General features: G+C 67.4%; 18 protein-coding genes. 11 read left to right on the forward strand and 7 right to left on the reverse strand.

The window, feature by feature from the left end; genetic code table 11:
• Positions 1-18: 18 nt before the first annotated feature.
• Complete coding sequence (locus HK401_RS13360; protein ID WP_181275148.1) at positions 19-1881, reverse strand: MOSC domain-containing protein; 1863 nt, start codon at positions 1879-1881, stop codon at positions 19-21.
• A 114-nt stretch (positions 1882-1995) separates the two neighbouring features.
• Here HK401_RS13360 and HK401_RS13365 point away from each other — a divergent pair, with 114 nt between their 5' ends.
• The 3 genes from HK401_RS13365 to HK401_RS13375 all read left to right on the forward strand — a co-directional run bounded on the left by HK401_RS13365 (position 1996) and on the right by HK401_RS13375 (position 4871).
• The gene (locus HK401_RS13365) at positions 1996-2289 is read left to right on the forward strand and encodes a metal-sensitive transcriptional regulator (RefSeq protein WP_181275149.1); all 294 of its coding nucleotides are present in this window, start codon (positions 1996-1998) and stop codon (positions 2287-2289) included.
• Positions 2290-2370: 81 nt separating this feature from the next.
• A complete protein-coding gene (locus tag HK401_RS13370; RefSeq protein WP_181275150.1) occupies positions 2371-2583 on the forward strand; it encodes a heavy-metal-associated domain-containing protein in 213 nt (70 codons plus the stop codon).
• A complete protein-coding gene (locus HK401_RS13375) occupies positions 2583-4871 on the forward strand; it encodes a heavy metal translocating P-type ATPase (RefSeq protein WP_181275151.1) in 2289 nt (762 codons plus the stop codon). Before HK401_RS13370 ends, HK401_RS13375 begins: the two co-directional genes overlap by 1 nt.
• A gap of 302 nt (positions 4872-5173) precedes the next feature.
• Here the strand turns inward: HK401_RS13375 and HK401_RS13380 are convergent, their stop codons facing one another.
• The gene (locus tag HK401_RS13380; protein ID WP_181275152.1) at positions 5174-5455 is read right to left on the reverse strand and encodes a hypothetical protein; all 282 of its coding nucleotides are present in this window, start codon (positions 5453-5455) and stop codon (positions 5174-5176) included.
• A gap of 373 nt (positions 5456-5828) precedes the next feature.
• Between HK401_RS13380 and HK401_RS13385 the strand changes: the two genes are divergently transcribed.
• The 4 genes from HK401_RS13385 (at position 5829) to HK401_RS13400 (ending at position 10128) form a co-directional block, all read left to right on the forward strand.
• Entirely contained in the window at positions 5829-6596 is a 768-nt protein-coding gene (locus tag HK401_RS13385; protein WP_309135990.1) for a hypothetical protein, read from the forward strand.
• Positions 6596-7570 carry a response regulator transcription factor gene (locus tag HK401_RS13390; protein ID WP_181275153.1) on the forward strand — a complete coding sequence of 325 codons (975 nt, stop codon included), beginning with the start codon at positions 6596-6598 and terminating at the stop codon, positions 7568-7570. The genes HK401_RS13385 and HK401_RS13390 overlap by 1 nt, the downstream gene beginning before the upstream one ends.
• A 4-nt stretch (positions 7571-7574) precedes the next feature.
• A complete protein-coding gene (locus HK401_RS13395) occupies positions 7575-8861 on the forward strand; it encodes a sensor histidine kinase (RefSeq protein ID WP_181275154.1) in 1287 nt (428 codons plus the stop codon).
• A 151-nt stretch (positions 8862-9012) separates the two neighbouring features.
• On the forward strand, positions 9013-10128 hold the full coding sequence (locus HK401_RS13400; protein ID WP_181275155.1) for a M15 family metallopeptidase: 1116 nt from the start codon (positions 9013-9015) through the stop codon (positions 10126-10128).
• 6 nt (positions 10129-10134) lie between these two features.
• Here the strand turns inward: HK401_RS13400 and HK401_RS13405 are convergent, their stop codons facing one another.
• The gene (locus HK401_RS13405) at positions 10135-10674 is read right to left on the reverse strand and encodes a DUF1990 domain-containing protein (RefSeq protein ID WP_181275156.1); all 540 of its coding nucleotides are present in this window, start codon (positions 10672-10674) and stop codon (positions 10135-10137) included.
• 222 nt (positions 10675-10896) lie between these two features.
• Here HK401_RS13405 and HK401_RS13410 point away from each other — a divergent pair, with 222 nt between their 5' ends.
• Complete coding sequence (locus tag HK401_RS13410) at positions 10897-11349, forward strand: MaoC family dehydratase (protein WP_181275157.1); 453 nt, start codon at positions 10897-10899, stop codon at positions 11347-11349.
• A 149-nt stretch (positions 11350-11498) separates the two neighbouring features.
• On the opposite strand, the gene HK401_RS13415 is transcribed toward HK401_RS13410, so the two are convergent.
• From HK401_RS13415 to HK401_RS13425, 3 genes are all read right to left on the reverse strand, one after another.
• The gene (locus tag HK401_RS13415; RefSeq protein WP_181275158.1) at positions 11499-12407 is read right to left on the reverse strand and encodes an endonuclease domain-containing protein; all 909 of its coding nucleotides are present in this window, start codon (positions 12405-12407) and stop codon (positions 11499-11501) included.
• 445 nt (positions 12408-12852) lie between these two features.
• Entirely contained in the window at positions 12853-15498 is a 2646-nt protein-coding gene (gene otsB / locus HK401_RS13420; protein WP_181275159.1) for a trehalose-phosphatase, read from the reverse strand.
• An 85-nt stretch (positions 15499-15583) separates the two neighbouring features.
• Positions 15584-16525: an HdeD family acid-resistance protein gene (locus HK401_RS13425; RefSeq protein ID WP_181275160.1), complete on the reverse strand. Its 942-nt coding sequence runs from the start codon at positions 16523-16525 to the stop codon at positions 15584-15586.
• 103 nt (positions 16526-16628) lie between these two features.
• Here HK401_RS13425 and HK401_RS13430 point away from each other — a divergent pair, with 103 nt between their 5' ends.
• The 3 genes from HK401_RS13430 (at position 16629) to HK401_RS13440 (ending at position 18811) form a co-directional block, all read left to right on the forward strand.
• Positions 16629-17186: an ArsR/SmtB family transcription factor gene (locus HK401_RS13430; protein WP_181275161.1), complete on the forward strand. Its 558-nt coding sequence runs from the start codon at positions 16629-16631 to the stop codon at positions 17184-17186.
• A 150-nt stretch (positions 17187-17336) separates the two neighbouring features.
• Complete coding sequence (locus HK401_RS13435) at positions 17337-18434, forward strand: serine hydrolase domain-containing protein (RefSeq protein WP_181275162.1); 1098 nt, start codon at positions 17337-17339, stop codon at positions 18432-18434.
• A gap of 2 nt (positions 18435-18436) precedes the next feature.
• A complete protein-coding gene (locus tag HK401_RS13440; protein WP_181275163.1) occupies positions 18437-18811 on the forward strand; it encodes a hypothetical protein in 375 nt (124 codons plus the stop codon).
• Positions 18812-18832: 21 nt separating this feature from the next.
• Here the strand turns inward: HK401_RS13440 and HK401_RS13445 are convergent, their stop codons facing one another.
• Positions 18833-19381 (reverse strand): Rieske (2Fe-2S) protein, encoded by a 549-nt coding sequence (locus HK401_RS13445; RefSeq protein WP_181275164.1) that lies wholly within the window; start codon positions 19379-19381, stop codon positions 18833-18835.
• Between the last annotated feature and the right edge of the window lie 153 nt (positions 19382-19534).

Below are 19534 nucleotides of genomic sequence, written 5' to 3' on the forward strand. Positions count from 1 at the left end.
CGGCCCTCGGCCGGGGTTCTACAGGGCCAGGCTGATCGGTCCGGCGGGCACGGCCGAGCACACGAGCACCTCGTCATCATCGATCCGGGCGGCCGGCTCGACCGGGTAGAGCACCGACCCTGCCGCCAGGGACACCGCGCAGGTGCCGCACGAACCGCCGCGACATGAACTCGGCGAACGGAATCCGCGCGCCTCGAGGGACTCGAGCAGGGTGCCCTCCTTGGGCTCCCAGATGAAGCTCGTCCCCGAGTTCTCGAGCGTCACCTCGGCGGGCGAGCATCCGGCGATGACTTCGCTCATGCCCGTGTTCGGAGACGCGAAGGTTTCCTGGTGGACGGCGGGGACCCCCGCCTCGTCGGCGGCGGCCAACACGGCCGCGGTGAAGTCGCGGGGCCCGCAGACCATGACGTTGTCACATCCGGCGACCCAGTCGACGAGCTCGCGGTGGCTCGGCCGTCCGGCGGTCGCGGTGTCACGGTGATGTGTCTCGACGGGGACGGGTCCGGCGTGGGCGCGGTCCTGCAGGCGGTTCCACAGGCAGGCGGTGCGGTGGTCGCGGTCGACGTGGAAGAGGCGGATCCGATCGGTGGCGGGCAGGTCTGCCAAGCCGTCGCCGCGCAGCAGCCCGAGGCTCGGGGTGATGCCGATTCCGGCGGTGACCAGCGCCGTCGTGCCGCCGAAGACGCGGGAGGAGGTCATCGTTCCGTGCGGTCCGGAGGTGAGGACGGATTGCCCGGCCTCGAGTGCGGCCACGGCACGGGAGCCCTTGCCCTGGGTGCGCACGGCGATGCGGACGATGTCCTCGTCGACGTCGGTGATCGTGTAGGTCCGCCAGAACGGGGCGCCGAGGTCGAGATGGACGCGCAGATTGGTGCCCGGCTCGTCGAATTCGCGGATCCAGCCGAGGTCGTCGCGCAGGGCCACCTCGACGATGTCGTTGCAGATCTGCCGTTTGCCCGTCACGGTCATGAACCGCGGCGTGCGTGCGACCTTGACCAGTTCGCGCGGGGCCGGGCCTTCGACGGTGATCTCGTCACCGACGGCGACGTCGCCGGTGTCGAGGATCTGCCCGTAGATTCCGCAGTGCAGGTGCCCGCAGGCGGAGTTGAGGAGTCGTGGGACGTTGACGTCGACCTCGGTGGTGGTCGGGTTGACGGTGGTTGCCGGGCAGCGTTCGATCGTCGAGCGGATCGCGAGTCTCACCCCGCCGAGGCGGATGACCTGCCCGATGAGCGCGAACTCCTCGAAGGGTTCGAGGCCCTCGACGAGGACGTTCCCGCGGAAGCGCAGAGGGTCGAGGCCGGCGGGGCCGTGCGCAGCAGAATCAGTGAGGCCGAGAGCGGCGCGGCCCTCATCGGTGTCGGTGATCGCGGCGACCGTGGCCGGGTTGATGATCGAGATCCCCGACTTCTGCGAGTCGAACATCCCTTGGTCCGCGGCCGCCAGCACCCGCGGGAAGTCACCCTGAGGGGGTATCCGTTCGGACAGGAATTCCGCCGAGGCGGCCCTGCCCTCCCGATCGTCCGTGTCGAAGGTCGTCGACTCTCCGTGCGGATCGGTCAGTGTCACGGTCGCGGCCTCGGGGCCGGCCGTTTCGGCGAGAGAGACCCCGCCCCGCTGGGCGGGATCGGTCGTCGATTCGGACTCGGCAGACTCGGCGAGAGAAACAGACACCTGCCATCTCTGCAGATCGGTGTCGTTCTTCAGCACCGTGAAGGCGGAGTACGAATGCCAGGTGTCGTCGGGGATGTCGAGGCTGCCGTTTGTGAACGCGGCGACGCGGTCACCGCGGATTCCGCGGTCCTTGACGACGCGGGCCGCGGTGAGCTCCTCGGCGGGGAATCCCTTGACCGGGAAGCGGAACAGGCTGGCAACACGCATACCTCCGATTGTAGGAGTCGGCGCGCACGCGGGAGTCATGGTGAGACCAAACGCACAGCCGCCTCGGCGCGGTACTCCCTTGATTTATACCCTATAGGGGTATACGGTGTCATCATGACTGAGCATCATGGATACACCCCGCAGAAGGACGCTCTCGCGCGGAGGATGAAGCGGATCGAAGGTCAGGTCCGCGGCATCGGGAAGATGATCGATGACGACAAGTACTGCATCGACATTCTCACCCAGGTCTCCGCCGCGACAGCCGCGCTGCACGCGGTCTCCATCAACCTCCTCGAAGAGCACATCGCTCACTGCGTGGTCGACGCCGCCTCATCCGGCGACGACGATGCCGCGCGGAAGAAGATCGAGGAGGCATCAGCCGCCATCGCCCGCCTCATCAAGAGCTGAGCCAGCCGGAGCTGACCTCCCCTGGGACTCAGGCTGACTTGGCTGAGATCGGGCACCTCATCGCTGAATGGAGTACACACAATGACCACCACGACCATCACCGTTTCGGGCATGACCTGCGGACACTGCGAAGCCGCGGTGAAGGAAGAGCTCGGCGCGCTGGACGGCGTCACCGACGTCGACGTCGATCTCAACCCCGGGAGCGAGTCCCCGGTGACGATCACCTCGGCGGCCGAACTCGATGATGCGGCGATCCGTGCCGCTGTCGACGAGGCCGGCTACGAGGTGAAGTGATGCCGCGCGAGGTCGAACTCGACATCACGGGAATGACCTGTGCGTCCTGCTCGGCGCGGATCGAGAAGAAGCTCTCCCGCCTCGACGGGGTCGCAGCGGTAGTCAACCTGCCGCTCGAGACCGCGCACGTGGTCATCGACTCCGATCTCCACGACGACGAGATCACCGCCGCCGTCGCGAAGGCGGGATACGCGGCGACGGTCCGCGGACCGGCCGGGGGCTCGGAAGATTCCGGGGGCTCGGATGATTCCGGGCCGGAGATCGTCGACTACGATCCCCGCCACCTGCGTCCGCGCTTCATCGGTTCGCTCATTCTGGCCGTGCCGATCGTCGCGATCTCGATGGTCATGGGATGGCACTTCGCCGGTTGGCAATGGATCGCCGCCATCCTCGCCCTGCCGGTGGTCACGTGGGGCGCCTGGCCGTTCCATACGGCGGCGTTCAAGGCCGCGCGCGGCGGGTCGACGACGATGGACACGCTGGTCAGCGTCGGCATCATCGTCGCCAGCGGCTATTCCTATGTCACGCTCGGCCGCGCACTGGCCGAGGGCTACGGCTGGAACGTACCCGGTCACTATCACGTGTGGTTCGAAGCCGCCGCGGCGATCACGGTGTTCCTGCTCATCGGCAAGCTCACCGAGGATCGCGCGAAGACCCGGGCGACGGCCGCGCTCAAGGCGCTGCTCGATCTCGGCGCGAAATCCGCGACGGTGCTGCGCGCGGCCGGCACTTCTGACTCGCCCGACGGGGACGACTCCAGTGTCGATGTGAGCGCGAGCGGCCCCGGTGCCGAGGCGAGCGCACGCAGTTCCCGCACCGAGGTGGAGGTGCCGATCGACCAGCTCCGCGTCGGGGATGTCTTCCTCGTCCGTCCGGGAGAGAAGATCGCCACCGACGGTGAGGTGCAGAGCGGCCATTCGGCCGTCGACGAGTCGATGCTCACCGGCGAATCCGTGCCCGTCGAGGTCGCCCCGGGCGACAGCGTCACCGGCGCCACGATCAACACGTCGGGAGTCCTCGAGGTCAGAGCCTCCCGGGTGGGTGCGGACACGACGCTCGCGGCCATGGCCGACCTCGTCAGCCGCGCCCAGACCGGGAAGCCGGCGGTGCAGCGTCTGGCCGATCGGATCTCGGCCGTGTTCGTGCCGATCGTCTTCGGCATCGCCGTGCTCACGCTGCTGATCTGGGGGCTGACCACCGGCGAGTGGGCGATGGGCCTGCATGCTGCGCTCACGGTCCTCATCATCGCCTGCCCGTGTGCGCTGGGACTGGCGACGCCGACGGCGCTGGCCGTGTCCTCGGGGCGCGGATCCCAGTTGGGCATCCTCGTGTCCGGGCCGGAGGCGCTCGAGTCGACGCGTTCGATCGACGCCGTCGTGCTCGACAAGACCGGAACCCTGACCACCGGCGTGATGAGCCTGACCGGTTCCGAACTCTCGGCACGTGACTTCGCGACGCTGGCGCAGCTGGAGTCACGCAGCGAACATCCCATCGCCCGCGCGATCGTCGATGCCGCTGCCGCGGATCTCAGTGCGTCCGCGGATCTCGACACGGGAGCGTCGCTCACCGACTTCGAGAACATTCCCGGCGGCGGACTGCGCGCGACGATCGACGGCGCCGAGGTGCTCGCCGGTCGTCCGGACCTGCTGCGTGAGCGCGGCATCACGGTCGACTACGCGGCCGGGTCGGTTCCGCGCGGAGCCACGATCATCGCGCTGGCGATCGACGGCGAGTTCCGGGGGCTGAGCTTCGTCGCCGACGAGGCCAAGCCGTCCGCGGCGGAAGCGATCGCCGAGCTGCATTCGCTCGGACTCGACACCGTGCTGCTGACCGGGGACAACGCCCAAGCCGCCGAGGTGGTCGCCGAGTCGCTCGGCATCGACGAGGTGCGCGCCGATGTCCGCCCCGAAGGCAAGGTGTCCGTGATCGCCGAACTCCAGCAGCGGGGTCGGGCCGTGGCGATGGTCGGCGACGGCATCAATGATGCCGCGGCCCTGGCCGGAGCCGACCTCGGCATCGCGATGGGTTCGGGCACGGATGCCGCGATGGCGGCCTCGGACATCACGATGGTGAAGTCTGATCCACGGCAGATCCCGCAGGCGATTCGGCTCTCGCGCAGAACGCTCGGGCTCATCAAGGGCAATCTGTTCTGGGCCTTCGCCTACAACACGGCTGCGATTCCGCTCGCGGCCTTCGGCCTGCTCAATCCGATGATCGCCGGGACCGCGATGGCGTTCTCATCGGTGTTCGTCATCCTCAACAGCCTCCGCCTCCTCCGGTTCGAGTAGGACGAACCGGACTAAGTCTGGTCCGGGCCGGGCCGAGTAAGTCTGGTCCGGGCCGGGCCGAGTATGCCTGGACCGGGCAGGGCCGGGCCGGCCGGACTGAGCCGGGAATGCACGGACCCACCGTCCACTCGGATAAGAATTTCGAGGGAAGGGAATGTTGGATTTCGCCACCGAAACCGACATTCCCTTCCCTCGAAAATCACGTGGATGGGACGGCCCGGGGGAACGGAGACGCCTGGTGGAACCGGACCCGAGGAGCGGTCGCGCGCCTGGGAGGACCCGGGCGCAGGGAGGTGCGGGCTTTACCGCAGGACCGGGAAGGACTGGTCCTTGTTCTGCGTGTCCTTGCGCATCACCCAGTTGAGGAAGCTCGCGAAGGCTGACACGACGACGAAGGCCGCGCCCGCGTAGATGAAGGCGTTGCCGAAGGCGCGTCCGTCCTGCCATGCGCGGGTCACGATGAGCGCGAGGATGAGGGTCACGATTCCGCAGACGACGCCGACCTTGATCGCGTCCTTGTACGACACGGTGCTCGTGGGCTTGCCGCCTGAGGACTTCTTCTTCGGGGTGTTCGTTGGCGCCATGCCTCCATCCTACCGATCCCACCTGAGAACAGTCCCATTCCGTGGCCGAGATCATCGCCGCCACCCGGTCCATCCCCGCCCCTCCACGTCCGCCGAGGCGGCCCGGACGAGTCGTCGACCCCGCCCCATCACCTTCGCCGAGGCGGCCCACCCCGAACCGATCCGGACCACGTCCCCGTCTCCCCGCACCTTCTTCCGACCGCCGCCCCGCCACACCCTCGACCATCCCCGACCTGGCGCCCTCGCCGAGGTGGCACCAAGTCGCCTTGAGATTCGCGAACACCGCCCGACCGCAGGTCATACCGCTGCGATCCGACTCGCCTGCACAGCTCATCGGGTGGACTACTCGCCCCGAACAGGCAAAAATGAGTGTGTGTCCATCCCCTCTCGACACGCCTCCGGGGAGGCGTTGCGCCCAATTCGCACCGGCCAGGCCCCGCCTGGTCGCGAACAGCGCGCCGACACCGCCCACCCCACCATCGTCACCACCCGACCCAGCGTCACCACTGCTCACTCCCGCATCCGCAGCCCCCGCGCCGCCACTCACCCGCCCGCCGCGCTGCGGACCTTCGCGACCGTCCTGCTCATCGCCGTCATGGTCTTCACCGTCACGGCCTGCGGACCCGACCGCGGTCTCAAGGTCTCCCCCGAAGCCCACCCCTCGCCGTCTCTCTTCGCACCCGACAAAAAGAACTCCGGCCCGCCGGACGAACCGTTCTCCCTCAAGGAGATCCGCGAACTCATCGTCGACTCCTCGGGAGTCGCGGTGACAGGGAGCGCCCCTGAGACGGCGAAGGTCGTCGATGACTGTGACAAGTGCCTGAAATTCTCCACCCCGTTCCTCAACGGCAAGAAGAAATTCCAGCTCGTCACGGTGGCCAATCCGAAGCAGATGGACGAGACCATCGCCGGTGCAGTGATCAGCAAGCACGACGAAGAGCCTCGCCTCGAACTCATCGCCACAGGCAACCAGCTCACGCTCAGCCCCGGCAAGAGGGGCACAGTGGTCGTGCAGGAGGCGATGTTCGCCGATGGGGACGATGCCTGCTGCCCGTCGGGGTGGTCGGTGCAGGTCTTTCGCCTGCATGACGGTAGGTTTGAACCGGGTCAACGCCTCACGCGGCTTAATGGAGAAACGTAATGCATATTGTTCTGGTTGAAGATGACGAGGTCATCCGCGAAACGACCCAGATCGGGCTCGAACGCTTCGATTACACGGTCTCGGCATTCGCCGACGGCCGCGAGGGGTACGAATTCGTCTCCGCCAACGGCGCCGACGTCCTCCTCCTCGACCTCATGCTGCCGACGATGAACGGCGCCTCCATCTGCCGCGCCGTGCGCGAACGCTCGACGATCCCGATCATCATCATCTCCGCCCGCTCCGACGCCATCGACATCGTCCAGGCCCTCGAGGCCGGGGCCGACGACTACCTGACCAAACCCTTCGACATGCAGGTGCTCAACGCCCGTATCCGCGCCGTCGTCCGCCGCTTCATCACCACCGGCACCGACAAGCTCGGCTACTCCCCCGCCCCCGAGGCGGCCGATGAGCACGAGACCGTGATCGGCCCCGGCGGCATGGTCACCGGTGACGGCATCCCCGAGGTCCTCGGTGCCAGCCCCGGGATGGACACGAGGGACCGACTGCGAGCGCAGCTCGAATCCGATGACACCTACCTCGGCGCGGGTGGGAAATTCACCACCGGCCCAGAGGCCGACGAGGAGGAGGCCATCGGCGGTGATGCCGGCGTTCCTCCGCGTCCGAACGGGGCCCCGTCCGTGCAGCCGGGAGCTGTGCAGCCCGGGTCCGCCGACGACGGACTCGGTCCGTTCCGCACCCGGCTGGGCTCACTCGTCCTCGACACCGGGCGTCTGACCGTCGAGATCGACGGCGAAGAGGTTCACCTCACTCCGACCGAGCTGCGTGTCCTCCTGCTCCTGACCGAACAGCCCGAACACGTGTACTCCCGTGAGAAGATCGCATTCACGGTCTGGGGATACGAATGGGCCGGTGACTCCCGCGTCGTCGACGTCCACATCCAGCGCCTGCGGAAGAAGATCGGGGCGAACATGATCGAGACCGTGCGCGGATTCGGATACCGCTTCGCAGGCTGATCGCATGTCGCTGCGTTGGAAGATCTCACTCCTCATCGTCGCCTCGGTGATCATCGCCGTCCTCTCCTGCTCGATCGTGCTCCGCCAGTCCGCGGCCCGGGCCGAGGACGATCGAATGCGCTCGACGGTGACCGAACAGCTGACGAACGCGACCAACATCTTCTCCGAAACCGGCGTGCTCACTCTCAACGCCCGCATCGACGACCCGCAGCTGCCCAAGGATGCGCGTGCTTCGGCGCTCAAGGGCCAGTCCGTGACGATCCGGTCCAAGGTCGACGGCGAGGAGATCGTGTGGGCTGCCGCTCCCATCGAGGTCGGCAAGTACACCCAGGTGATCTCCGTACGGGCCTCGACGAAGGACAGTCAGGAGCTCATCGGCCGCATCGACCAGGCGCTGCTGGTGGGCATGATCGGTTCGGCGCTCGTCGTCGGCGGCGTCGGCTCGATCGTCGCCGGGCGCATCTCCCGGCGGCTGACCCTGGGCGCGCAGGCCGCCCGCAAGATCGCCGGCGGTGACACATCGACGCGCATCGCCGACGTCATCGACGAATCCGACCAAGAGGTCTGGGCGTTCGCCACCGCGGTGGACACGGCCGTGGCCAGGCTGACCGAGCGCATCGACTCCGAGCAGCGCTTCACCGCCGACCTCGCCCACGAGATGCGCACCCCGCTGACCGGCCTGGTCAACGCGGCGAATCTGCTCGAAGAGGACTCCCGCCCGGCCGAACTCGTCAAGGACCGCGTCCAGCGCATGCAGATCCTCGTCGAGGACCTCCTCGAGGTCTCCCGCCTCGACGCGGGACGGGCCAACCCCGAGTTCACCCGCGTCGACGTCGACCAGGCGATCCGGTCGCTGCTGGGCACGATGGAGGCCTCCGGGGCCCTGGCCGGGCACACGATCGACACGCACCTGGCGGCCCTCAATTCGACCCTGGTCACCGATGTCCGCCGCTTCGAACGCATCATCTCGAACCTGCTCGTCAACGCCATCAAGCACGGCGGCGACCCGATCCGCCTGGAGACGAGCACCCGCAGCATCATCGTCACCGACTCAGGCTCCGGCTATCCGCCCGACATCGTCAACACCGGACCGACCCGCTTCGTCTCCGCCGGCGGAGGAGGCATGGGCCTCGGCCTCGTCATCGCCCAGGGCCAGGCCCGCCTGCTCGGCATCACGCTGGTCTTCAGCAATGATCCCGTCACCGGCGGCGCCCGCACCGAGGCGATCTTCCCCGACGAAGACGCCCAGGATCGCGCCCTCACGCAGTACATGGAGAGCAAAACAGAATAACCTCGCCGAGGTGGCCCTCCACGCCTCGACGTGTGTCTCATCACTTAAATATGACAGTTTGTAAATATGACCGTTACAATTTTGTGATGTTGTGTTGAAGCAGTCGGGACGTCCGGCAGCCTCGACGAGTCAGCGGCACACACGGAGAGTTATGTCAGAGTCATCCTCGAACGCGGAAGCACCAGTGCGTCGACGGGATCTGCACAGGCGACGGTCCTCGTCCCTGTTCTCACGCCATCGCACTTCGGACCGCAGCGGTGCGACACCGGTCGCCCCCGCAACTGCGCCCTCCACTGACACCGAACGCGACATCTCTTCTCCCGCCGCCGCTCCCGAAGCGCCGGCTGCCGCTCCCTTCTCCCCACGCCGCACCGCAATGGCCGCCGAGGCTCGCGTGGAAAAACCCTCGCCGCGACGTGCCGCCATGGCCAAGGAGGCCGCCGAGCCGCGGTCGTCCTCGACTTTCGGATCCCTCGGCACCGCAGGTTCCCGCAAGGTCCGCGCCGGCGATGCCGGAGCCCGCGGATCCGACGGTGTCCTCCTCAAGTCCGTGCGCAAGCAGAGGCTGCGCACTGTATCGACACTGGCCGCCGTCTCCGTGGCCGGAGCCGCAACCGCGGCGACGGTGCTCATCAACAACCTCAGCGGTGGGGCCGAAGTCAAGACCGACCCCACGGCCGCCGGCGAATCCGCAGCCATCAGCCCGGAGAAGGTCGACGCTCAGGTCGACGACTCGAAGGGCAAGTCCTCGATCGAGATCGGCGCGCCGAGCGCGAAGCAGAAGAACGTCGAGGCGGCCAGCCGTGCGATCAAGAAGAGCGCGCTGCCCGGCTGCGACGAGAAGCAGGACTTCGACAAGTCCGTCGGCAACGGCGAACTGCCCGACGAATGGCTCTGCGATCTGGGCAAGGAAGACCACCAGCTCCGCGCGGACGCGGCTGTCTCCTTCGCGAAGATGAACGCCGCCTACAAGAAGGACACCGGCAAGGAGTTCGAGATCACCGACTCCTACCGTGACCTGGACGGTCAGCTCTCCGTCGCAGGCCGCAAACCGGGACTGGCCGCCAAGCCGGGAACCTCGCTGCACGGCTGGGGCATCGCCCTCGACCTCGGCGGCGGAGTCGCGTCGAAGACCGGAGCCTGGAGCTGGCTGGTCGAGCACGGTGACGAATACGGGTGGGAGAATCCCGACTGGGCGAAGTCGTCCAAGTACGAGCCGTGGCACTGGGAGTACACGCCGGCCCGGAAGTCGATCAAGGGCAACTGAGGAGCATCACCGCCGCAGTGCGCGACCGTAACGGCGACGATAGATCACCTGAGCGAGCCGGACGAAGGGTTCGCCCAAGCGCCAGATGCCTGCACCCGCGCGTGAGACCGATCGCAGAACGAGGAACACCCGATCGTCGCGCGTGCGGATGAGAATGAACGACTCCTCGCCGGTGATCGGGTGCCCGGGCTTCGTGCCGTAGGTGAAGCCGCGGCGGTCCTCGGTCTCGATGACGTCGATGACGCGGGAGGGTTCGGGCAGCCGAAAGGGACCGAGCCTGACTCGGATCGTCGGCTCCTGTCCCGCCTCGACTCGCGGTGGCCTCTGCCCGTCGGCCCCATCGCCCGCACCGAGCGCGATCTCGAAACCGCTGCGGGTCTTGACCTCCCAATGGAGGAGCTCCTCGGCGCAGCGCTCGAAGGTCTCCTTCCCGCGTCCGACGAAGTACGCGGATTCGAAGTGCCGGTAGCCGTCGGGACGCTCCAGCCACCTCGGCGAGAGGGGATCGGTGAGCGTATCGGGACGGTCGTACTCGGGTTCGGCCATTCCTCCAACCTATCCTGACCCGCCACCAGCCCACAGTCTCGACAGCCCAGCGACCGGCTCCGACGCACAGCCTCGGCGGCCCCTGCAATCGACTCACAGTCTCAACTGTCCCCACGTTCGACTCACAGTCCGGACGACCCGGTGGCACTGAACGCTCGGCCACGTATGATGCTGGGGAGGACGCTTTTCAATCGATTGTCCGCTCAGTCAAGGAGGACCCCCATGCGCACCATCAACGGCATCGACGAGATCGAATCGCTCATCGGTCAGGAACTCGGCACTTCCGAGTGGACGACGATGGACCAGGATGCCATCAACACCTTCGCCGACGTCACCGACGACCACCAGTGGATCCACGTCGACGAGGCCCGCGCGGCCGAGGGCCCCTATGGAGCGACGATCGTCCACGGATTCTTCACCCTGGCTCTCGTCCCGAAGTTCTCGTCCGAGATCTTCACGATCGAAGGCGTGTCCATCCGCGTCAACTACGGGCTGAACAAGGTCCGCTTCCTTCAGCCCGTCGTCGTCGGCTCACGCCTGCGCGGCCGGGTCGAGGTCAACGAGGTCAGCCGCGGTGACAAGGGCACCCAGGTCGTCCTCAAGCACACGATCGAGATCGAGGGCCAGGAGCGTCCGGCCTGCATCGCCGAGGTGGTCACCCTCCTCGTCGAGTGAGCTGCCTGCCGCGGCCGGCAGGCACACCCGCCGTCAGTCAGCCGCCGTCTTCGCGACAAGTGGGCACAGATTGCCAGGATCGGACGGCGAAGTGAGCATTCTGTACCCACTTGTTTGCGCTCGATCGGCGCAGGAGTCGTGCCAGCCCTTCAGAGAAGACCTCCGGCGCGTAGGTGGTGGGCGATCAGGCGACAGATCTCCGTCATGTCCGAGCGCTTCGATACTCGGATGACCGTCCAGCCCTCCGCCTGAAGTGCTGAGATGCGGCGATTGTCCTCAGCGAACTGGGCTGGCGAGCTCCGGTGGTGGTCTCCCTCGTACTCGATAGCAAGCCTGACCGATGGATAGCCCATGTCTGGATGGAGCTCTGTCCCGATAAGCGAGCACATGACCGCAGGATGGACAACGGGTTCAGGAAGGCCTGCGTCGATGAGATTCAGTCGCAACCTCGTCTCGGGCGGAGAGTCCACATCTTCTCGCACCAAGTCGAGCGCACGCTCAGCGGTGCGGCGCCCCTTCACAACGGCGCGGGCGGTCAGCTCGCCACGTATCTCATCGATGGTCGCCAGCGGACCACCGTGCCACCTGCCAATGGCGGCATCACCGAGCACGACGAGCTCCCGGACCGTGAACACCCGCGCGAGTTCGATGAACAGCTGCGGTACCGCTATGAGCGGCAAACCGAAGAAGTTCTCGGACCGCAGCCACTCGTAGCGGTGGAAGACAACTTTCTCCCGGCGCTTGGTCAGGGCCTTGTCGTCACGCGCCACATGCATGCGCGCGTCGGCATTCCACGGCACCGGCAGCCCATACAATCGCGCCGCAGTCACATTGCAGGCGACAACCGCGGGGTCAACGCAGACCAAGCCAGTCAGCTTCACTCGTTCGTCGATCCATTCACAATCAGCCCAGGTCGGAGCGGCGACTTGGGTCGTGGGAGCGGTTTCGACCCACACACCGTAGTCGAGTTGCTGATACTTCTGCTCGTCCCCCAACGCGCGACGCGTGATTCCACGCGAGACAGCTTGCGCCTTGGTAAACGGAATAGCGGCGGTCAAGAGCTGACGTGGCTTCTCCGACCACGACCGGACCCGCGGTTTCCGTGGCGTCGAGCTGCTCCTCAAAGATCGCGCGGACTGCTTCGGGGTGCTCCGCGATGCCGGGGATTGCAACTGAGACGGCGTGATTGTCGAAACGGGAACGTTCTGCCCGCTGGTCAGCGGCGAAACGGGGCGCGGCGGAGGAGTCGATCTCTGACTGTTCATAGCCAAATACTGCCTGGCCCCCACTGCCACTGCACAGACGCAATATTCTGCCTGTGGACAGAGCTCGGGTATCCACAGGCGCCCAACGCTTGAGTGCCTGATCGACCACCGACTCTGTGACCCCAAGAACGTGGGCAACGCTGGAATCGGCCACACAAGTGGGTACAGAATGCACATCTCCGGGGCAAAAATGGCATTCTGTACCCACTTGTGGCGCAGGCGGCCGCGCGAACGAGCTTCAGGCGGGGCGGTGCTCGTCGAGGAGCTGGGCTGCGCGGATGTAGCCGAGGTGCGAGTAGGCCTGCGGGTGGTTGCCCAGGTGCGTCTCGGCGACGGGGTCGTACTCCTCCGACAGCAGACCGGTCGGCCCGAGCAGGTTGTCGACCTGCCGGAACAGGTCCCACGCGTCGTCGATGCGCCCGACCTTGATGAAGGCCTCGATGAGCCAGGTCGTGCAGATGTGGAACCCGCCCTCGAGCCCGGGCAGCCCGTCGTCGTAGCGGTACCGGAATACCGTGGGCCCGACCCGCAGCTCCCGTTCGACCGCATCGACGGTGGCCACGAACCGCGGATCGTCGGCGTCGAGGAGTCCCGAGAGCCCGACGAACAGCGCCGCCGAATCCAGGTCGGTCTCCCCGTAGGCGACGGTGAAGGCTCCGACTTCCTCGTTGTAGCCGTGAGTGAGCACATCCTGGGCGATCTCCTCACGCAGCTGCCGCCACGCGCCGGGCGGCTCCCGATCGAACCGGTCCGCGATCCGCAGCGCCCGGTCGACCGTCACCCAGCACATCACCCGCGTGTACACGTTGTGCTTCGGCGGACGCCGGGCCTCCCAGATCCCGTGATCGGCCTCGAACCACCGTTTGCCGACCGCCTCGACCATCTGACACGTCAGTGTCCAATAATCATCGGGAAGCTCACCGAGGTGGCCGCTGAGCTCGTCGAGCAGCTCCGTGACCGGGCCGAACACGTCCAACTGGACCTGGTGTTCGGCGGCGTTGCCGACCCGCACCGGACGGGATCCGGCGTATCCGGGCAGGTCCGCCAGCACCGCCTCGGTGGTCAGGGCGGAACCGTCGACGGCGTAGAGCGGGTGGAGCTGTTCGGGTGAGACCGTACGGGAAAGGATCCTGCTCAGCCAGGACAGGAATCCTTCGGCCTCCCCGGTCGAACCGAGCGCGAGCAGGGCGCGCACGGTCATCGAACCGTCGCGCAGCCATGTGTACCGGTAGTCCCAGTTGCGCACGCCACCGATGCCCTCGGGCAGGGAGGTCGTGGGGGCGGCGAGGACTCCGCCGGTGGGTTCGTGGCACAGGGCGCGCAGGGTGATCGCCGAGCGGATGACCTCTTCGCGGTGGTGGCCGGGCAGATGAAGCGATTCGACCCAGTTCGTCCAGAAGTTCAGGGCGCGGTCGCGCACATGGTGTTCGCCGCCGGTGGCCATGTAGCCGGCATCGCCGGTGCCTGTGCCGCACGCGAGCACGAGCACGACCCGGCTGCCGGGCTGCTCGGAGGGAACGACGGTCGCCTCGGCGGTGTGGGAGTCTCCAGTCTCGACGAGTTCGAAGTCCAGGCCCGGGGCGTGGAGTTCGATCGGTTCGGAGGTGCCGAGCACGGACACTCCGTCGGCGCTGCGGACCATGCGGGTGGGCACGGTCGCATAGTCGAGGCGCGGGGAGAAGCGGATCCGGGTGGGAGCATCGCCGGTGAGGACGCGCACGACGATCGTGTCATCGCTGTGCCCGTCGACCGGGGCGAGGTAGTCGACACAGCTCAGCCCCGCCCACCGGGTCTCGAGCAGCGTCGAGTTCCCGAGGTAGCGCTGCGTCATCGGGGCCGCTCCCGAGGCGGGTGCGACGGCGAAGAAGCCGGCTGCCTCGGTGCCGAGGATCTCGGAGAACATCGATGCCGAGTGCGGCAGCGGGTGCGGCATCCAGCAGATGCTGCCTGCGGGGTCGACGAGCGCGGTCGACTGCCCGTTGCCGAGCAGGCTGTGCCGCTGGATCGGGGTGGCCCGGCGGCCGAAGAGCCAGGATTTGCGCAGCTCGAACAGGGCCCCGAGGACGACGGAGACCTCGTCCGGCGAGCGCAGCCGGAAGTCGGCGTGCGTGATCTCGGGGCCGTCGCCGACCTTGAGTCCGAAGTCGGCGTCGCCGAGGGTCTCGAGGGCGAATTCGTCAGCGGTGTCATCGCCGATGAACACCACGGACTCGGCTCCGGTGCGCTCCCGCAGCCGGGTCAGCGCATCGGCCTTCGACGAAGGCACCACGGACAGGTCGATGACCTGCTTGCCGCGGGTCGGGTGGATCGGATGGGCGGCCGCGAGCGTCTCGACCGCTGCCTCGATGCGGTTCCGCTCCGCCTCGGCGAGGCCGCGCAGATGGACGGCGGCCCCGGTCGTCTTGTGCTCGATGACCTCGCGAGGCAGGGAGCGGGTGAGGTCGGCGCGGAAGTCGGCCAGCGTCGCCCGCTGCCCTTCGTCGAGGCTGTCGACGGTGAACGTGTCCGTCTCCCCTCCGTGCGATCCGAAGAGGTGGACCTCCCGGGGCAGGCGCGACATGGCCGCGAGGTCGCGGAGGCTGCGACCGGAGATCACCCCCGCCGAGGTGGTCGGCAGGAGGGCGAGCGCGCGCAGTGAGTCGGCCGAGCTCTCCAGTGGGAACGCCTGGCTGGGGATGTCGACGATCGGGGCGATCGTGCCGTCGTAGTCGGTGGCGACGAGGAGGGACGGGGCGCGGGAGAGTTCGAAGAGACGCCGGAACAGAAGGGGGTCGAGTGCACGGCTGGCCTCTGCGAGGTCGCCGAGGAGTTCGGACGATCTCACCGAGGCGGCGATGGTGGCCAGTCGGGATTCGGTTGCGCTCTCGTGCTCGACAGTGCTCATGTCACCTCGGATGTCTCGGTCGGCTCGGTGCCGTTGGGCGTCGGGGCGGTGTTCCCGTGCTGCCGGTCAGGAGAGGTCCTGCCGATCAGGGCTCATTCTTCGTGGCGGTCTCGTCGGGGGTTTCGTCGTCTGACGTCTCGATGTCGGAGGGGTCGGAATCAGCGGCGGGAGTCTCGTCACCGGCGGGAGCCTCGTCGTCGGAGGGGCCGGCGGCTGACCCCGAGGAGGTGGCTGTCGTGTCGGCGGCCGTGGCGTCGGGAGTTTTGGTATCGACTATATCGGATTCGTCGTCGACCCGCGCCGAGGCAGGGGCGGACTTGGCATCGTCGCCGGCGGAGATGGGTGCGGCCGCCTCGGCGGAAGTGTCGATCTGCTCGGGACGGTCGGCCAGGTCGGAACGGCCTGTGCGGCGGGCGAGCTGCCGGGCCTTGCTCAGGCGGGAGTAGCCGCCGATGATGAATATCACGCCGGCGATGAGGGTGGCGGCGCCGGTGAAGCCGAGGATCGACAGCGCCTCCATACCGTCGCCGAAGATGAGGATGACGCCGAGCAGCACGTGGACCCCGGCGGCGATGAGGAAGTCGGAGGCCATCGGCTGGCTGCGCAGCTGTCGGTAGCTCCAGAACTCGAGCGCACCGTGGAGGAGGGCCCAGATGCTCAGGGCCGCGCGCAGTTCGGCGGGCTGGTCGGCGAGGAAGAGGAAGACGATGGCCGGGACGGTGATGACGGCCTGCCCGTAGATCGCGGTGCGCATGGTCAGCGGTGCGCGCACGGCCTCGAACACGAGGACCAGCGCGAAGAGGATGAGGTAGGCGATGGCGAGATGGTCGACGACGTCGGTCGGCAGTCTCAGCTGTGCGGGATTCGTGGCATCGCGAGGCCAGAAGACGGTGACGATGCCGAAGACGACGCCGAGGATGCCGCGGACGATCATCGGGGCGCCGAACCGCTTCGCCGCGGCGACGGCCTCGGGGGAGGCCTCGGAACGCTGGGGCGTGGATTCGGTGCGCGGTTCTTCGGTACTCATCACGGCACCAGTCTAAGTCTCCCGACCGAGTCTGTCCGATCAGCCCTCTCTCAGCCCCATGCACCATATTTACGTAATTACGTAATATATGTATGATTGTGACATGGAATCGACATCCTCATCCGAGCGGCGCGACCACGAGGACAGCCACACCGACGTCGCCGACCGCCTCGCCGAGCTCGAACGCCGAGTCGCCGAACTCGAAGCCGACGCGACCGGCACGGCTGACACGACCGGCAGCACTGCCCTCCCCGGCGACGCGGACACGTTCTGGGCGCTGCACGGACTGGTGAACCACCTCGGCGAAGGGGTGACCTACGCCGGGCACACGACTCCCCCGTGCGCCGAGAGCCCCGTCTCCTGGCAGATGGGAATGTCGAGTGAGGGACTCCACGGCATCGATTTCGCCGAGGCGGCCGGCCCCCTGGCCGCGCTCGGACATCCCGTCCGCCTGCAGCTGCTCCAGTCGATCTACGAGGGAACGACCACCGTGGCCGAGCTCGGGAAGGACGAGCGCTTCGGCACGACCGGACAGATCTATCACCATGTCCACGCCTTGGCCTCGGCCGGCTGGCTCGAAAACGCCCGCCGCGGACACTGGCGGGTGCCTGCCCAGCGGATCATCCCGTTGCTCACGCTCGTGCTCATCGGCACGCACTGACCCGACGCACCGCTTCTCGGCCCGGCGACGTCGAATCCCTGCCCGCCACATCCAACGCATGCCCACGTCCACCCGTACACCACCCCAACCCACGACTGACAGCGCCACCTCGACCGGCACACATCCGGCCCCTGACCAGCAGGAGGAACGATGCCCACCACCGATTCACCGAGCACAGCCACGACGACCGGGGTGCCGCCTCGGCGCCGGATCGCCGCGATCATCGCAGCCGCACTGACCGCGGTCGTCCTCGCCGCGATCACCCCGTGGCCGCGCGGATTCCAGGGGACACCCACCGGTGATGCCGCACTCATGACCGAACTCGAAGAGGCGCTGGGCAGCAAGCATTGGCAGCACGTGGCCGCGGCACGCATCGACGGCGACGAGGTGACCTTCGCCGGCACCGGAGCGAACGAGCACACCGAGTTCGAGACCGGCTCGATCACGAAGACCTTCACCGCGGCCCTCTTCGCCGATGCGATCGACCGCGGGGAGATCGATGCGGACACCCGCCTCGGCGAGGTGTGGCCGCAGCTCGATGGGAAGGTCGCCGAGGTGACCCTCGAGTCCATCGCCATGCAGCGTTCCGGCCTGCCCTCGCAGGTACCCGCCGCGAGTTTCGGCGACGGTGTGGCGACCACCCTCGCAAACTACTTTCACACGGACCCTTATCGCGGGGACGCCGCGGACATCGTGGCCGGTCTGGACTGGGTCGAGGTCGGCAAGGCCGAGCCCGAGTACTCGAACTTCGGTTTCGCCGTCCTCGGGCAGGCCATCGCCGAGGTGACCGGGAAGGACTATGCCGACCTCGTCGCCGAACGCCTCACCGAGCCCCTGGGGATGAAGGAGACGTTCGTCCCGGACTCCGCCGACGGGCTGTCCCACGGGTACACGGCCACGGGGCTGCCTGCCGCGCCGTGGACGATGAGCGGTTCCGCATCGGCCGGGGCGATCCGCTCGACCACCCATGACATGGCGATCTGGCTGCGCGCCGTGCGCGATGGAAGTGCTCCCGGCGCCGAGGCGGCCGAACCGAGGAAGGATTTCGACGATTCCGACCGCATCGGCTGGGCATGGTTCACGACGGAGAACCGAAGCCCGAACCTTACCTGGCACAACGGCGGCACGGGAGGGTACCGGTCCTTCCTCGGCTTCGACGCTGAATCCGGACGCGGCATCGTCGTCCTGAACGATTCCGCGAACGATGTCGACGCCGCCGCATCGACCATCTCGAAGAAGGGAGCCTGATCATGAACCCCGAACTCATCTCGGCAGTCGTCGGTGCGGCCATCGTGGCCTGGGGAGCATTCGTCGCGCTCCGTGCCCACCGCTCGGAGACCCGCCTCGGCGTGCTCTCCGGGATGGCGACGGCGACGATGTTCGTGCTGCTCATCCGCCTCATCACACCCTTCGGCGGTTGGGCCGACTGGTTCGTGTGGATATGGCTGGCCGGCATGCTCGCAATCGTCGTCGCGGTCTTCCGGGCTGCGCTCGTGTGGCCGGATCTGCCGTGGCGGGCCGCGGACGAGGAGGCCCGCAGGACCGAGGCGACCGGATTCGGATTCTCCGCCCTGCTGGCCCTCCTCATCGCCGGCGCGCTGGTCGTGCCCGGCCTGTTCCTCTGACGAGTCGGGTGGCCGGGTGGCTCAGCCGCCCTTGACGGTGAGGGTGCCGTCCTTCTCGGAGACCTCGTAGCTCTGCAGCGGCTCCTCGGCCGGCCCGTTGATCACTTCGCCGGTCGAGACCGAGAACTCCGAGGCATGGCAGGGGCAGATGATGGCCTCGGCGGTGACCTGCTTGACCTGGCATCCCTGGTGCGTGCACACCGAGGTGAAGGCGTAGAACTCCCCCTTCTTCGGCTGGGTCACGACATAGGCCTCGTCGATGACCGTACCCGATCCGACCGGGACGTCGGAGGCGGCCACCGTCGCATCCTGCGCCGGCGTCGATCCCTGGTCCTGCGATCCGCCGTCATCCGATGAGCACGCCGAGGTGACCGCCACCGAGGAGCCGATGACCGCCGCAGTTCCGGCCACGCCCGCCGTGCGGATCACGCGGCGTCGGCTCGGGTTCGCGCGCGGGGTCGGGTGCGTGGTGGCATTCTGGTCTGCGGTGGCCGGCCGGTCTGCAGGTGCGGTCTGGTGCGCGGGGCCGGGCTGGTCTGCGGTGATGGGGCTGTGCGTGCTCGTGTTCATCGGATCCTGCTCCCTCTCGCGAATGCATGCCGACACCACGACATGAACGTCTGAGTTCCAGCGTACAATCGCTCACGGTTCGATGCTCGCGCATCGCCCCGGCACTCACCTGAGCGAATTCTCGGAAACGAAACAGCGCCGATATCTCTGAGC

This window comes from Brevibacterium oceani (genome assembly GCF_013623835.1).
GTDB lineage: Bacteria > Actinomycetota > Actinomycetes > Actinomycetales > Brevibacteriaceae > Brevibacterium > Brevibacterium oceani.

What these genes read in the sequence shown, in the direction of transcription:
- HK401_RS13360 (WP_181275148.1), bottom strand. Translation starts at nt 1,881, where the DNA reads ATGCGTGTTGCCAGCCTGTTCCGCTTCCCGGTCAAGGGATTCCCCGCC.
- HK401_RS13365 (WP_181275149.1), top strand. Translation starts at nt 1,996, where the DNA reads ATGACTGAGCATCATGGATACACCCCGCAGAAGGACGCTCTCGCGCGG.
- HK401_RS13370 (WP_181275150.1), top strand. Translation starts at nt 2,371, where the DNA reads ATGACCACCACGACCATCACCGTTTCGGGCATGACCTGCGGACACTGC.
- HK401_RS13375 (WP_181275151.1), top strand. Translation starts at nt 2,583, where the DNA reads ATGCCGCGCGAGGTCGAACTCGACATCACGGGAATGACCTGTGCGTCC.
- HK401_RS13380 (WP_181275152.1), bottom strand. Translation starts at nt 5,455, where the DNA reads ATGGCGCCAACGAACACCCCGAAGAAGAAGTCCTCAGGCGGCAAGCCC.
- HK401_RS13390 (WP_181275153.1), top strand. Translation starts at nt 6,596, where the DNA reads ATGCATATTGTTCTGGTTGAAGATGACGAGGTCATCCGCGAAACGACC.
- HK401_RS13395 (WP_181275154.1), top strand. Translation starts at nt 7,575, where the DNA reads ATGTCGCTGCGTTGGAAGATCTCACTCCTCATCGTCGCCTCGGTGATC.
- HK401_RS13400 (WP_181275155.1), top strand. Translation starts at nt 9,013, where the DNA reads ATGTCAGAGTCATCCTCGAACGCGGAAGCACCAGTGCGTCGACGGGAT.
- HK401_RS13405 (WP_181275156.1), bottom strand. Translation starts at nt 10,674, where the DNA reads ATGGCCGAACCCGAGTACGACCGTCCCGATACGCTCACCGATCCCCTC.
- HK401_RS13410 (WP_181275157.1), top strand. Translation starts at nt 10,897, where the DNA reads ATGCGCACCATCAACGGCATCGACGAGATCGAATCGCTCATCGGTCAG.
- otsB (WP_181275159.1), bottom strand. Translation starts at nt 15,498, where the DNA reads ATGAGCACTGTCGAGCACGAGAGCGCAACCGAATCCCGACTGGCCACC.
- HK401_RS13425 (WP_181275160.1), bottom strand. Translation starts at nt 16,525, where the DNA reads ATGAGTACCGAAGAACCGCGCACCGAATCCACGCCCCAGCGTTCCGAG.
- HK401_RS13430 (WP_181275161.1), top strand. Translation starts at nt 16,629, where the DNA reads ATGGAATCGACATCCTCATCCGAGCGGCGCGACCACGAGGACAGCCAC.
- HK401_RS13435 (WP_181275162.1), top strand. Translation starts at nt 17,337, where the DNA reads ATGCCCACCACCGATTCACCGAGCACAGCCACGACGACCGGGGTGCCG.
- HK401_RS13440 (WP_181275163.1), top strand. Translation starts at nt 18,437, where the DNA reads ATGAACCCCGAACTCATCTCGGCAGTCGTCGGTGCGGCCATCGTGGCC.
- HK401_RS13445 (WP_181275164.1), bottom strand. Translation starts at nt 19,381, where the DNA reads ATGAACACGAGCACGCACAGCCCCATCACCGCAGACCAGCCCGGCCCC.